Annotated in this window: 13 protein-coding genes; 3 read left to right on the top strand and 10 right to left on the bottom strand. The window is 56.7% G+C overall.

Annotated features, from left to right (window positions below; translation table 11 throughout):
* The first annotated feature begins 3 nt into the window (after positions 1 to 3).
* Positions 4 to 2,133: a phosphate acetyltransferase gene (gene pta, locus F3I44_RS01485; protein WP_190285908.1), complete on the top strand. Its 2,130-nt coding sequence runs from the start codon at positions 4 to 6 to the stop codon at positions 2,131 to 2,133.
* A gap of 109 nt (positions 2,134 to 2,242) precedes the next feature.
* On the opposite strand, the gene yfcD is transcribed toward pta, so the two are convergent.
* Together yfcD and yfcF are read right to left on the bottom strand one after the other, a co-directional pair.
* Positions 2,243 to 2,767 carry an NUDIX hydrolase YfcD gene (yfcD, locus tag F3I44_RS01480; protein ID WP_003854255.1) on the bottom strand — a complete coding sequence of 175 codons (525 nt, stop codon included), beginning with the start codon at positions 2,765 to 2,767 and terminating at the stop codon, positions 2,243 to 2,245.
* A 108-nt stretch (positions 2,768 to 2,875) separates the two neighbouring features.
* Complete coding sequence (gene yfcF / locus F3I44_RS01475) at positions 2,876 to 3,517, bottom strand: glutathione transferase (protein WP_150010556.1); 642 nt, start codon at positions 3,515 to 3,517, stop codon at positions 2,876 to 2,878.
* A 182-nt stretch (positions 3,518 to 3,699) separates the two neighbouring features.
* Here yfcF and F3I44_RS01470 point away from each other — a divergent pair, with 182 nt between their 5' ends.
* Complete coding sequence (locus tag F3I44_RS01470) at positions 3,700 to 4,596, top strand: TIGR01777 family oxidoreductase (RefSeq protein WP_150010558.1); 897 nt, start codon at positions 3,700 to 3,702, stop codon at positions 4,594 to 4,596.
* A gap of 33 nt (positions 4,597 to 4,629) precedes the next feature.
* On the opposite strand, the gene F3I44_RS01465 is transcribed toward F3I44_RS01470, so the two are convergent.
* From F3I44_RS01465 to dalD, 3 genes are read right to left on the bottom strand one after another with little or no spacing between them, the layout of a single operon-like run.
* Positions 4,630 to 5,910: an MFS transporter gene (locus F3I44_RS01465; RefSeq protein WP_150019226.1), complete on the bottom strand. Its 1,281-nt coding sequence runs from the start codon at positions 5,908 to 5,910 to the stop codon at positions 4,630 to 4,632.
* Between the two features lie 27 nt (positions 5,911 to 5,937).
* On the bottom strand, positions 5,938 to 7,407 hold the full coding sequence (gene xylB / locus F3I44_RS01460) for a xylulokinase (RefSeq protein WP_150010562.1): 1,470 nt from the start codon (positions 7,405 to 7,407) through the stop codon (positions 5,938 to 5,940).
* A 2-nt stretch (positions 7,408 to 7,409) separates the two neighbouring features.
* Positions 7,410 to 8,798: a D-arabinitol 4-dehydrogenase gene (dalD, locus tag F3I44_RS01455; RefSeq protein ID WP_150010564.1), complete on the bottom strand. Its 1,389-nt coding sequence runs from the start codon at positions 8,796 to 8,798 to the stop codon at positions 7,410 to 7,412.
* Between the two features lie 194 nt (positions 8,799 to 8,992).
* On the opposite strand from dalD, the gene F3I44_RS01450 reads away from it, so the two are divergent.
* The gene (locus F3I44_RS01450) at positions 8,993 to 9,940 is read left to right on the top strand and encodes a sugar-binding transcriptional regulator (protein ID WP_150019225.1); all 948 of its coding nucleotides are present in this window, start codon (positions 8,993 to 8,995) and stop codon (positions 9,938 to 9,940) included.
* Positions 9,941 to 10,020: 80 nt separating this feature from the next.
* Here the strand turns inward: F3I44_RS01450 and hisP are convergent, their stop codons facing one another.
* The 5 genes from hisP to F3I44_RS01425 all read right to left on the bottom strand — a co-directional run bounded on the left by hisP (position 10,021) and on the right by F3I44_RS01425 (position 13,981).
* On the bottom strand, positions 10,021 to 10,794 hold the full coding sequence (gene hisP / locus F3I44_RS01445; RefSeq protein WP_150010568.1) for a histidine ABC transporter ATP-binding protein HisP: 774 nt from the start codon (positions 10,792 to 10,794) through the stop codon (positions 10,021 to 10,023).
* Positions 10,795 to 10,802: 8 nt separating this feature from the next.
* Positions 10,803 to 11,519, bottom strand: coding sequence for an ABC transporter permease (locus F3I44_RS01440; RefSeq protein ID WP_033733383.1), 717 nt, complete (start codon positions 11,517 to 11,519; stop codon positions 10,803 to 10,805).
* Entirely contained in the window at positions 11,512 to 12,201 is a 690-nt protein-coding gene (locus F3I44_RS01435) for a histidine ABC transporter permease HisQ (RefSeq protein ID WP_150010570.1), read from the bottom strand. Before F3I44_RS01435 ends, F3I44_RS01440 begins: the two co-directional genes overlap by 8 nt.
* Positions 12,202 to 12,369: 168 nt before the next feature.
* On the bottom strand, positions 12,370 to 13,152 hold the full coding sequence (gene argT, locus F3I44_RS01430; protein ID WP_150010572.1) for a lysine/arginine/ornithine ABC transporter substrate-binding protein ArgT: 783 nt from the start codon (positions 13,150 to 13,152) through the stop codon (positions 12,370 to 12,372).
* 259 nt (positions 13,153 to 13,411) lie between these two features.
* Positions 13,412 to 13,981: a UbiX family flavin prenyltransferase gene (locus F3I44_RS01425; RefSeq protein ID WP_013358589.1), complete on the bottom strand. Its 570-nt coding sequence runs from the start codon at positions 13,979 to 13,981 to the stop codon at positions 13,412 to 13,414.
* Positions 13,982 to 14,009: the final 28 nt, after the last annotated feature.

Below are 14,009 nucleotides of genomic sequence, written 5' to 3'. Positions count from 1 at the left end.
ATTATGCTCATTCCGACCGGCACCAGCGTCGGCCTGACCAGCGTCAGCCTGGGCGTTATCCGCGCCATGGAGCGCAAAGGTGTTCGCCTTAGCGTCTTTAAGCCGATTGCTCAGCCACGTGCTGGCGGCGACACTCCGGATCAAACCACCACCATCATCCGTAAGAACTCCTCGATTCCTGCCGCAGAGCCGCTGCAGATGTCGCGTGTTGAGTCACTGCTGGGCTCCAACCAGCAGGATGTGCTGATGGAAGAGATCATCTCCCGTTACCATGCCAACACCCAGGATGCGGAAGTGGTGTTGGTTGAAGGTCTGGTTCCAACCCGTAAGCATCAGTTCGCCAACGCACTGAACTATGAAATCGCCAAAACGCTGAATGCCGAGATCGTCTTTGTGATGGCGCTGGGTAACGACTCACCGGCCCAGTTGAAAGAGCGTATTGAGCTGACCCAGAGCAGCTTCGGCGGTCAGAAGAATAAAAACATTACGGGCGTGATCATCAACAAACTCAACGCGCCGGTTGACGATCAGGGACGTACCCGCCCTGACCTGTCAGAAATCTTTGATGACTCCTCAAAAGCCAGTATTGCCAATATCGATCCTAAGCAGCTTTTCTCAGACAGTCCGTTGCCGGTGCTGGGCTGCGTGCCGTGGAGCTTTGATCTGATTGCGACCCGCGCCATTGATATGTGCCGCCACCTGGATGCGCGCATCATCAACGAAGGTGAGATTCAGACCCGCCGGGTGAAATCTGTAACCTTCTGCGCCCGCAGTATCCCGCACATGCTGGAACATTTCCGTCCTGGCTCTCTGCTGGTCACCTCCGCAGACCGCCCGGATGTGCTGGTCGCCGCCTGTCTGGCCGCGATGAACGGCATTGAGATTGGCGCTATTCTGCTGACCGGTAACTACGAGATTGACGACCGCATTGCCCGTCTCTGCGACCGTGCCTTCCAGACCGGCCTGCCGGTATTTATGGTGAAAACCAATACCTGGCAGACCTCCCTGAGCCTGCAGAGCTTTAATCTTGAAGTGCCTGCTGATGACACGCAGCGCATCGAGAAAGTGCAGGAATATGTCGCCAGCTACATCAACGCTGACTGGATTGAGTCACTGACCGCCACATCTGAGCGCAGCCGTCGACTGTCACCACCTGCCTTCCGCTATCAGCTTACCGAGCTGGCGCGTAAAGCGGGCAAACGCGTGGTGCTGCCAGAGGGCGATGAGCCGCGTACGGTTAAAGCGGCCGCTATCTGTGCTGAACGCGGCATCGCCACCTGCGTACTGTTAGGCAACCCGGATGAGATTCAGCGTGTCGCTGCGGCTCAGGGTGTTGAACTGGGCAAAGGCGTTGAGATTGTTGACCCGGAACAGGTTCGTGAAAACTACGTGCCGCGTCTGGTTGAGTTGCGTAAGAGCAAAGGCATGACCGAAGTGGTCGCGCAGGAGCAGCTGGAAGATAACGTGGTACTCGGCACCATGATGCTGGAGAGCGGCGAAGTGGATGGCCTGGTGTCAGGTGCGGTTCATACCACCGCCAACACCATTCGTCCGCCGCTACAGTTGATCAAAACCGCGCCTAACAGCTCACTGGTTTCCTCGGTGTTCTTTATGCTGCTGCCGGAGCAGGTGCTGGTTTACGGCGACTGTGCGATTAACCCGGACCCTACCGCTGAGCAGCTGGCCGAAATCGCGATTCAGTCCGCCGATTCAGCCAAAGCCTTTGGTATCGATCCGCGTGTGGCGATGATCTCCTACTCTACCGGTACATCAGGTGCGGGCAGCGACGTGGAAAAAGTGCGTGAAGCCACGCGTATTGCGCAGGAGAAACGGCCTGATCTGGTGATCGATGGTCCGTTACAGTATGACGCGGCGATCATGGAAGATGTGGCGAAATCCAAAGCGCCGAATTCTCAGGTTGCCGGGCGCGCTACTGTGTTTATCTTCCCGGATCTCAATACCGGTAACACCACCTACAAAGCAGTACAGCGTTCAGCCGATCTGATTTCCATCGGACCGATGCTGCAGGGGATGCGTAAGCCGGTCAATGACCTGTCTCGCGGTGCGCTGGTGGATGACATCGTCTATACCATCGCCCTGACGGCGATTCAGTCCCAGCAGGCTGAAGGCTAAACGGCTGGTCATAACGAAAAAGGCATGCCCCGGAGCATGCCTTTTTTTCGCCGGTAACAAAGCGGCCCGGTCTGATGCGGATGAATAACCTGAATTAAAGCGCCTGTTTTCAGGCCCGGTTATCGCCGTTGCGGCTCATCCACAGGGAGAGCGCTTTCAGCGAATCGTCGGTGAACTCATCACAACGTGCAGTGATCTCATCGGGCGTCATCCAGATAATCTCATCGACTTCCGATTCCTGCATGGCGAATGGCCCGTGTGATACACAACTGAACAGTCCGCCCCAGACACGACAGTGCTGATCTTCGAAGTAGAATTTGCCATGTTCAGCAAACGGCACCGCGGCGATCCCTAACTCCTCTTCTGCTTCACGTCGCGCAGATTCCAGCATATCTTCACCGCTCTGCACCACGCCGCCCGCGGTTGCGTCCAGTTTGCCCGGCATAAAATCTTTTATCTCGGTGCGACGCTGTACCAGAATCTTGCCCATACCGTCATGAACCACAATATAGGTGGCGCGGTGACGCAGGCACTGAGCACGCATCTGCGCACGTGTCGCCTGAGCAACGACTTCATTCTCTTCGTTTACGATATCGACCCACTCGATGCCGTCACCCGCAGTTTGATCCACCATCAGTAACCCTTTCCTGTTTGGCGTACAGTTAAGTACGCAGTTTGCCACGTCGTTATTTTTATGTGGCGTAAGGTAATCACTTCCGACAGCCTGAGCAAGCTCTGGCTGTTACCGATTTTTACCACTTTCTGCTAACCACAGTTGTACCGAGGCTCGCTGCCACTGAAACTCAGCATAATGCCGCAGACGGGTGGGCAAAGGATCGCCATGTAATACCAGCCGGTTAAGCATGACTGCCAGATCGGTATCCGCGATGGACCACTCACCAAACAGGTTCTGTTGCCCCTCAGGCAGCAGACGATCGACAGCGGTAACCAGTTTATCCACCGCCTGCTGCGCTGACGCAGTCAGTGGCGCAAAACGTTCACCGGCAAACAGCACTTCTGTCGGACGCTCCTGACGGATCCACAGGAAGTCGCTGCGCAGCCAGGCCTGAATCTCTCTGGCACGGGCGCGCTTCTCACGGTCACGTGGATAGAGGCGTTCAAATTCGGGTGCCGGAAAACGCTCTTCGAGATATTCCGTAATCGCCGAGGATTCGCTTAACAGGAAGTCATCAATCTGCAGAGTCGGCACGCGGCAGGTCAGCGACAGCTCGCGGTATGCTGCGGCGTGTTGCTGATTCTGCGACAGATCGACACGTTTCAGCTGGAATGGGATCCCTTTTTCGGTAAGAGCAACATAGGCAGACATAGCGTAAGGACTGAAAAATGATGAATCTGACCACAGGGTGATGGACGGATACTTCATCGGTTACCTCAATTGGCTGTCAGGGTTGCATCATGTTTACCGATTTTTTTTTGCGAAGGCAACGCTGAGCTGCTCCGATCTCTCACGCCGGAATAACAAAGCGCGACGCGACGCACTTCAGAGTGGCTCCGCTCTTCTATGCTGAAAGGAGCACATAACAAAAACACAAAGGGAGCCGCAACATGCACATTCTTATTACCGGTGGCACGGGACTGATTGGTCGTCACCTGATCCCGCGCCTGCAACAGCTGGGGCATCAGATAAGCGTGGTGACCCGTGACGTGGTCAGCGCGCGTGAAAAACTGGGCGAGAACGTCGCACTCTGGTCAGGTCTGGCGCAACAGACAAACCTGAATAACATCGATGCGGTGATTAATCTGGCGGGCGAACCCATCGCCGACAAGCGCTGGACGGAGCCGCATAAACAGCAGCTATGCGAAAGCCGCTGGCAGATCACCGAGCAGATTGCCTCACTGATTAATGCCAGTGCAACGCCACCCGCCGTCCTGATTTCTGGTTCGGCAACCGGCTTCTATGGCAATACCGGCGATCTGGTGCTGACTGAAGAGGATGAGGGCCATGATGAGTTTACCCATCAGCTCTGCGCCCGCTGGGAGCAGCTGGCGCTCAGCGCCGCGAGTGAACGTACCCGCGTCTGCCTGATACGCACCGGCGTGGTGCTGGCTCGTGAAGGCGGCGCACTCAGTAAAATGAAACTGCCGTTTAAGTTTGGCGCGGGCGGGCCGATCGGCAGTGGCAAACAGTATATGCCATGGATCCATATTGATGACATGGTCAACGCGATTCTCTGGCTGCTGGATCATGAGGATCTGCACGGCCCGTTCAACATGGTGGCCCCTTACGCGGTGCGCAATGAGCAGTTTGCCGCCACGCTGGGGCGGGTGATGCATCGCCCGGCCTTTATGCGTACGCCCGCCAGCGCCATTAAGCTGATGATGGGGGAGTCGTCGGTACTGGTGCTGGGAGGACAGCATGTGCTGCCAAAGCGGCTGGAAGCCTCTGGTTTCGGCTTCCGCTGGTACGATTTGCAGGAAGCCTTGCAGGATGTCGCAGGATAACCCTGCAGCGGCCCGGGGCCGCCGCAGGGGTAATTAGCTACGCTGTCCGGCGACCCGCGACTGCATCGCCTTCTCTTCCCGCGTGTGCCCCGGTTGTGGCACGCGGATAATGAAGGTCAGCACGCCAGCGAACACATACAGCGCGGTATAGGCCCATACCACTCCGACGATGTCGAAGAATGGCAGCATGACGGAGGCGATAGCCGGTGCCACAAAGTTACTGAGTCCCGCGGAGAGATTGTAAATCGAGACCGCTGCCCCTTTGTGATGCGGCTCCAGCGTCGGAAAGACGGCGGTCATCGGCACAAACGCGGCGACAAAGATCCCCAGCATGACCGCAGGAATTAATGCCACCCAGAAATTATGCCCCGCATACAGCGGCAGGTAATAGAAGGTCAGGCTGGAGATAGCCATTCCCAGGCAACCAAACCAGCGTACCTGACGGATCCAGCCCAGCTTCTCACCGGTGAGGCCCCAGAAGATATTCGTAAAGATGGTAACAAAGAAGAACACCGCCCAGATCTGTAGCCACTCAGAGAGGGTAAAGCCGAGACGGTCGACAAACAGCAGTGGCATGATAATGGCGAAACCAAACAGGGACAGCGTGTTGATGATGCGAATCAGGCAGGCATAAAAGACATGCTGATTGGTGAACAGGATGGTCACGGCACGCGACATCTCTGTCATCTTGTCACGCATCGGCAGATTCACGCGGGAACGATCTACCGGCACGTTGCGCAGGCTGAACCAGGCAAGAATCCCACCACAGGCTACCCAGATGATGGCCAGCCACAGCGTTCCGGTCTCCCCCAGCATCGGAATGGTCAGACTGGGCAGATAGCTGCCCACCACGCCAATGCCGATTGAATACATCGCCCAGAACCAGCCGGTCGCCGCCGCCAGTTTCTCGCGCGGTAAGACCTGCACCAGCATCATCATGAAAGAGTAGATAAACAGCGGATAAGCCAGCCCGCGAATGCCGTAAAACAGCACCATGAGGGGATAGTTACGCAGTCCAAGCCCAAGTGACATAAACAGGGCATGCATGACGATCCACAGCACAAAGCCAATCATCATCGCGCGCTGCGGCGTGATCAGCTCGGCGACCACGCCCGATGCCCAGGCTGCCAGCGCGGCTGCCAGACCATAGAAGGTGAACACGACGGCAGACTGCGCGGGCGAAAAGCCCATGTCAGTGATATGGCGCGACAGAAACGCCATTTCAAAGCCATCACCCGCCATAAAGATGGCGATAGCGAGGAAGCCCCAGAACATCTTTTTCGGTAAGCCAAACCAGTATTCGTTCGATTGCATCACAATCACCTTCTGTTTGGTTAGTCGTCAGGCAGGCAGCAGGTTACGCACCTGTTGCTGCTGGATGTAGAGTTCCCGGAACAGACGCAGCCGCTGTTGCAGCACGGCTCCGCGAGCGTCGTCCGGTTGATAGCGCGCCTGGACTGGCGGCTTCAGACATACCTCATGCTCAGCACCGCCATCAGCCAGCCACGCCAGACGTGCCGCCCCCAGCGCGCCAGAGGCGCTGGCCGGGTGGGTAACAACCGGCAGTTGCAGCACATCGGCAATCAATTGCGCCCACAGCGTGCTGCGTGCTCCCCCACCAGTGAGGCTGTATTGCTGAATGGGGTGCCGGGCCTCGCCAGGCGCCTCTGCCCCATCAGCCAGTCCGAATGCCACGCCTTCAATCACCGCATAGCCCAGCAGGGCGCGCGGCGTTTCATGGCGCAGATTGAAGAAAGCGCCAGAGGCGTCAGGATCGTTGTGAGGGGTGCGCTCCCCGGAGAGATAGGGCAGAAAAATCGGGGCGCTGCGCAGCTGTTCATCACTGAGCTGAGCCATCTCCTCCATCAGCTGGCTTTCACTCACCGACAGCAGATTGCACAGCCAGCGCAGACAACTGGCGGCGCTGAGCATCACACTCATCTGATGCCAGCGGCCCGGTAGCGCATGGCAAAAGGCGTGCACCCCGGATTGCGGGTCCGCCTGCAAGCGGTCATTGACGACAAAAATCACACCGGACGTCCCCAGTGAGATAAAAGCATCTCCGGCGTTCACCGCGCCTACCCCGACGGCCGACGCGGCATTGTCCCCGCCGCCGCCTGCAACCGTGACTGAGGTGGATAAGCCCCACTCGCTCGCCAGTGTCGGCTGCAGATGTCCACTTACAGCACTGCCTTCCACCAGCTCAGGCATGGCGGCACGCGTCAGTCCCGTGATGGTCAGCAGTTCGTCCGACCAGTCACGCCGGGAGACGTCGAGCCACAGCGTTCCGGCAGCATCCGAAGGCTCAGTGACAAAGCGCCCGGTCAGACGCCAGCGCAGGTAATCTTTCGGCAGCAACACCTTATCGATACGGCTGAAGATCTCTGGCTCATGTTCCGCGACCCAGCAGAGCTTCGGCGCAGTGAAGCCAGGCATAATCATATTGCCGCTGATCGCTATCATCCGGGGATGCTGCTTCGCCAGCCTTTCACACTGTGGTGCGCTGCGCGTGTCGTTCCACAGGATACATGGACGCAGCACCCTGCCCCCGGCATCCAGCAGCACGGCCCCGTGCATCTGACCGGACAATCCTATCGCGCGAATCTCAGCCCAGGCCTGAGGAAACTGATGACGCAATTCCGCCAGAACCTCACAGCAGGCTTGCCACCAGCGTTCAGGCTCCTGTTCTGCCCAGTGAGGATGCGGACGCTGCACGCTGAGCGTGGCGTGCTGAGACGCCACAATCTCACCCTGCGTGTTCACGATCAGCGCTTTAAGCTCTGAAGTACCGATATCAATACCGAGATACATGATTACACCGCCGCCAGTTCAGGCTGCTTCAGCCACTGCTGCAGACTCGCCACCTGGCGCGTCACCAGTTCATGAAACGCCTTATCGGACGCCAGTTCCGCAAACAGCGCACGATCGCTCAGGAACGCACGGAGCGGATCGGCGCTGGCAAACTGTTTACGCAGCGTTTCGGCCTGGAGCGCACCATCCTGATAGGGATAGGGTAAGTCGTCACTGGCCCAGCGCTGCATAAACAGGAAGAAGAGTGCCGGGATCACCGCCGTTGCGGCCGGCTGCACGCCGCGCTGATAACATGCCTGCAGGGTTGGCGTCACCATGCCGGGAATTTTGGACAAGCCATCGGCACCGACGCGCTGATTGGTGTCCTGAATATAGGGATTACTGAAGCGGGCCAGCACCACATCGCGATAATCCGCCAGATCGAGCGGGCTGGGTGAAAGTGAGGGAATGACATCCTGGGTCACGTAGTCGTGCGCCAGTTGATAAATGGCCGGATGACGGGTGCTCTCATCGATATAGTTCAGCCCAATCAGCGTGCCCGCCCAGGCAATCGCAGCATGGGTCGCATTGAGGATGCGAATTTTCGCCTCTTCCCACGGCAGCACCGATTCCACCAGCTCGACGCCCACCTTTTCCAGTGCCGGGCGTCCGGCAATGAAATCATCCTCAATGACCCACTGAATAAAAGATTCGGCCATCACTGCCGCACCATCCTCTCTGCCGGTCGCCGCCTGCACGCGTTCGGCCACCTGCGGGGTGGGTCGCGGTGTTATGCGATCAACCATGGTATTCGGTGAGCGGGTCTGTGCACGCACCCAGTCGGCCAGCGCGGTATCGCCTTTGGCCGTCAGAAACGCCAGGAAGGCGTCACGAAAACGCTCGCCATTGTGACGCAGATTGTCGCAGTTCAGCAGCGTGACCGGTGCCCCGCCCTCGGCAACTCGCTGTGTCAGAATGCGGCTGAGTGCGCCGTAGAGGGTGCGGATATCGCCACCCAGATCGGCCTTCACGTCCGCCTGAGTGAGATCCAGCGTAAACGCGGGCGTCAGGTAGTAGCCTGCTTCAGTCACGGTGAAGCTAATCACACGCGTTTCCGCACGCGCGCCCTGCTCAATCAGCGCGCTGATGTCGCTATCCCAGGGCAAAATTTTGCGCAGCGACGTGATGGTCTCATAGTCGCGCTCACCTTCGGGCGTCACGGTTTCCAGCACATATTCGCCCTGCTGCCGCGCGAGCTGATCAAGCAGCGGCGCGGCGTCCTGACGGATATTGCCCAGCGCGATGCCCCAGCTTTCGTCGCCCTGCTTACGCAGCTGATGCAGATACCACGCCTGATGTGCCCGATGAAAAGATCCTGCGCCGATATGCATCCACACGGATTGATTGGTCATAATCGCCTCAATTAAACATTTGCCACAGTGATGGGCATTTGCCCGATAGCCGTTAGCATAGTGTTCATTACGCGGATCCTTCTGCGAGCTCTGTCACAAATAATATTTTTGCTCTTTTATTGGGCTTTTGCCCGGTTAGCGCTTTTTGCCCGGCTCGCGTTAAGATGTCTCTCTGAATTCGACGGAACAGCGTGATGAGCAGAGAAGAGAAAAAGCAGGAGCTGGCCGCGCGTGCCGCATGGATGTATTACGTTGCGGGCGTGACACAGCAGGAGATTGCGCAGGCACTGGGATTGTCGCGCCAGGTGGCGCAGCGTCTGGTATCCAGTGCTCGTGAAATGGGCATGGTGAACGTAAAAATCGATCATCCCGTCACGCACTGTCTGCAGCTGGCGCGTGAGGTCCAGGAGAAGTTTGGTCTGGAACTCTGTCGCGTCGTGCCCTCGGCCAGTCTGAACGAGGATGCCATTCAGCAAATGCTGGCCGTCGAAGGGGCGGCGGTGATGGCACAGTTCATCAGTGAGGAAGCGCCACAGGTCTTTGGTATTGGTTCCGGTAAAACCTTACGCTCTATTATCGACGCGTTACCCTGGGTGGATCGCCCGCAGCATCATTGCGTTTCGATGATTGGTGCCATCGCGCGGGATGATTCCGGGACACGCTATGATGTCCCGCTGAAGATGGCCGAAAAGATGCAGGGCAAGTATTTCTTTATCCCGGCCCCTCTCTACGCCGACACGCCTGAGGATAAAGCGATGTGGGTGCAGCATAAGGTCTACCAGCGCGTCACCGAACGCGCCTTACGGGCAGACGTAGCCTTTGTCGGGATTGGCGAAGTGATGCCAGGCTGTCCGCTGAACGCTGAGGGATTTATTACCGATGCGCAGGTTGAGGCGCTGAACGCGCGTGGCGTCGCAGGTGAGATGCTCGGTCACTTTTTCAATCAGCAGGGTGAACGTGTGTGGGGGGAAACGGATGAACTCCTGACCAGCGTGCATCTGGAAAGTCAGACACAGCGCAAAATCATTGGCTTTGCCGGTAGCGAACGCAAGTATTCGGCGATCCGGGCCGCCTTACAGGGCGGCTGGGTATCGGGTCTGGTGACCGATGAGGACACGGCGCTGAAGTTACTGCAGACGTGACGCAGCGGGCAGGCAGCGTACCGGCGCAGGGCACGTAACGCCGGTGCCCTGCTTCCGGCACCTGTCCGCCCCGCTATCCGTTACTTCAGCGATCCCTTGAGGAACTGCTGTAAACGCGGGCTTTTCGGGCTGCCGAACAGCTCCGCAGGCGGTCCCTGCTCTTCGATTTTGCCCTGATGCAGGAAAATGACGTGATTTGAGACGTGACGGGCGAACTCCATCTCATGGGTCACTACAACCATAGTTTTGCCTTCTTCCGCCAGCTTTTGCATGATGCGCAGCACTTCACCGACCAGCTCCGGATCGAGCGCTGAGGTCGGCTCATCAAACAGTAACACTTCCGGCTCCATGGCCAGCGCACGCGCAATCGACACACGCTGCTGCTGACCACCCGAGAGATGAACCGGATACTTCGCCTGTGCCCGTGCGTCAATACCCACTTTATCGAGATAGCGGATCGCCCGTTCACGCGCTTCCGTCTTGCTCAGTCCCAGCACCTGAATCGGCGCTTCCATCACGTTTTCCAGCACCGTCATGTGGCTCCAGAGATTGAAGTGCTGGAACACCATGGTCAGACTGGTGCGCAACGCGCGCAACTGCTCTTTGTCAGCGACTTTCAACTGACCATCTTTGTCACGGACCAGCGTAATGTGTTGATTATTGACTACGATAGTGCCTTCACTCGGTTTTTCGAGGAAGTTAATGCAGCGTAAAAAGGTACTTTTCCCTGAACCGGACGATCCAATAATACTGATCACATCGCCCGCTTTAGCAGTTAACGAGACCCCTTTCAGCACTTCATGTTCACCGTAACGTTTATGCAATTCGGTGACGCTTAATTTATTGTCAGCCATAGTTCTACTCAATGCGATGAAGAGGGTTTCACGTGGGCCAGCCAGCGGCGCTCCGCCAGGCGGAACAGGCTGATCAACACGTAAGAGATAATCAGGTATAACACCGCCGCCAGGCCGAAGGCGGTGAACGGCTGATAGGTCGCGGAGTTAATATCCCGCGCGATTTTCAGCAGATCCGGCACCGTCGCGGTGAAGGCCAGCGCCGTGGAGTGCAACATCAGAATCACTTCGTTGCTGTAGGCTGGCAGCGCCGTACGCAGCGCCGACGGCAGAATGATGCAGCGATAGAGTTTAAAGGTGGAGAAACCGTAAGCCCGCGCAGCCTCAATCTCACCGTGTGGTACTGAGCGAATAGCCCCGGCAAAGATCTCCGTAGTGTAAGCGCAGGTATTCAGGGTAAACGCGAGCAACGTACAGTTCAGGCCGCTGCGGAAAAAGGCGTTCAGCAGTTCTGTGCCTTTAACAATTTCCAGCGTGTACATGCCGGAGTAGAAGACCAGCAACTGTACATAGAGCGGCGTGCCGCGAAATACGTAGGTAAAGAGCCAGACCGGAAAGCTGATAAACCGGTTTGGCGAAACGCGGGCTATCGCCAGCAGAATGGCCAGACAACCGCCAATGGTGACTGAGAGAATCAACAGCCACAGGGTGATAGCAACACCGGTAAAACGATAACCGTCTGTCCAGAGCAGCGATTTCCAGTATTCCTGAATAATCTCAATCATAACTCGCCCTCTTCACACCGACCGTATAGCGGCGGTTCAGCCACCACAGCACGCCATTCGACAACGTGGTGAACACCAGATAGATCGTACCCGCGACAATGGCGAAGTAGAACGGCTGCCAGGTACTTTTTCCGGCCAGCTGCGTCGCCTTCACCACATCTTCCAGTCCCAGCAGCGAGACCAGCGCGGTAGCTTTCAGGATCACCTGCCAGTTATTGCCGATGCCCGGCAGCGCGTAGCGCATCATGGCCGGAAACAGAATGCGGCGGAATACCTGCGCACCGGTAAAGCCAAACGCAGTAGCCGCTTCAATCTGCCCTTTTGGCACCGCCATAAAGGCACCCCGGAACGTTTCGGTGAAATAGGCACCATAAATAAAGCCGAGCGTGATGATACCAGCAACCATCGGGTCGATATCAAACTGCGCCATGCCCAGTGCGTCGGTGACCTGGTTGAGGACAATCTGCAGACCGTAGAAAATCAGCAGCATGAGTACAAGGTCGGGCACGCCACGGATCAGCGTGGTGTAGCCTTCAAAAATCAATGCCAGTGGCCGGCTGCGAGACAGTTTCGCGCCTGCGCCAATCAGGCCCAGCAGCACTGCCAGCACGACGGAGGTGAGCGCCAGCTCAAGCGTCACCAGCGTGCCCCGAAGAATTACATCAGAATAGCCATACAGCATCGAGAGGGTCCTGTCGTGGGGTGAAAACAAAACGCTGCCCGCCAGATATCGACGGGCAGTTTAGCTTTATCACTCTGGCGTCTCTGCCATCCGCCCGCCAGGGCGCAGCGGTATTAAGCCGTCCGTTCCGGCGGGCTTCAGCATACAGAGGATAAAGCGACAGGATGGTTAGTCGCCGTACACATTGAAATCGAAGTATTTCTTCGCAATCTTGTCGTAGGTGCCATCTTTGCGCATATCAGCAAAGGCTTTGTCGATGGCGGCTTTCAGTTCGCTGTCATCTTTACGCAGTCCCATCCCGGTTCCGACGCCAAAGATCTTGTCATCTTTCACGGCCGGACCGGCGAAGGCGTAGTTTTTACCCACCGGCTGCTTCAGAAAACCTTCGCTTGCCTGCACTTCATCCTGGAAGGCCGCATCAATACGACCGGCGTTCAGATCCTGATAGACGAGATCCTGGTTAGCATAAGGCGTAACATTCACCCCTTTTGGCCGCCAGTTCTGATTGGCGTAGGTTTCCTGGGTGGTGCCCTGCAACAGACCGATGTTTTTGCCTTTCAGCGACTCAATGGTCGGCTCAATTTTGGATCCCTTCGGTGCCACTAAGCGCGCGTTCGCCGCATAGAGTTTTTCCGAGAAGGCGATCTCTTCCTGACGTTTTGCTGTAATGGAAAGTGAGGAGATGATGGCATCAATTTTCTTCGCTTTCAGCGAGGGGATCAGCGCATCAAAGTCGCTTTCAACATAGGTACATTGGGTATGAATACGTTTACAGATTTCGTTAGCGAGGTCGATATCGAAGCCCACTAACTTGCCTTGCGCGTCTTTCGACTCAAACGGTGGGTAAGTTGGATCTGTGCCGATACGGATTGAACCCGGAACCGCCGCGAAGACGCTGGCAGCACTGGTTAAGCCCAGCATCAGGGAAAGAGCCAGAACACGCTTTTTCATAGATTACCCTCAAGTGAAGTGCTTTTTGTTATGTGGTTCGTGATATGTTTGCGCAAAGTAATTTGCATGTTTCATGCCAGTTCTGCAAGTTATCCACGCCGTTAACGTGATGACAGACAGGCGAAAACGCTGTGTTTGTGAGGGGAATATAGCAGTGAAGTAAAAGAGAAAAAGCGACGTTGTTAACTTTTGGTGCGTCAAATGCACGAAGAGTGATCCGAGGCGCGCTTATGCACTAAATAAGTGCGCCTGCGGAACTTTATGCACCCTGCCAGCGCATAAAGAGATCTTCCGGTAACTCGATATCAAACTGATCGATTACCCGGTTAACAGTCTGGTCGATGAGCTGATCGATGGTTTCAGGCCGATGATAAAACGCTGGCACGGGCGGCATGATAATGGCACCCAGTTCAGCCGCGGTAGTCATCATCCGCAGGTGGCCGACATGCAGCGGGGTTTCGCGTACGCACAACACCAGCTTACGCTGCTCTTTTAACACCACATCAGCCGCACGGGTCAGCAACGAATCACTGTAGCTGTGCACGATGCCTGAAAGCGTTTTCATCGAGCACGGCAGAATCGCCATGCCCAACGTTTTAAACGAGCCCGACGAGATATTTGCTGCAATATCGCGCACGTCATGCACCACATCGGCCAGCGCCTGCACGTCACGCAGCGAATAGTCGCTCTCCAGCCCCAGCGTCTGACGTGCCGCCTGACTCATGACCAGATGCGTTTCTACCTCTTCCACCTGCTGCAATACCTGCAGCATGCGCACGCCATAGATCACCCCGCTTGCGCCGGAGATGCCAATGATGAGTCGTTTCATATTCCAACCTTATGTCAGCTAATGCGCC

Source organism: Pantoea sp. F_5 (genome assembly GCF_008631595.1).
In the GTDB taxonomy this organism is placed as follows: domain Bacteria; phylum Pseudomonadota; class Gammaproteobacteria; order Enterobacterales; family Enterobacteriaceae; genus Pantoea; species Pantoea gossypiicola.
The sequence above is the reverse complement of the archived record's forward strand: the minus strand, read 5'-3'. Positions and strand labels throughout refer to the sequence as shown.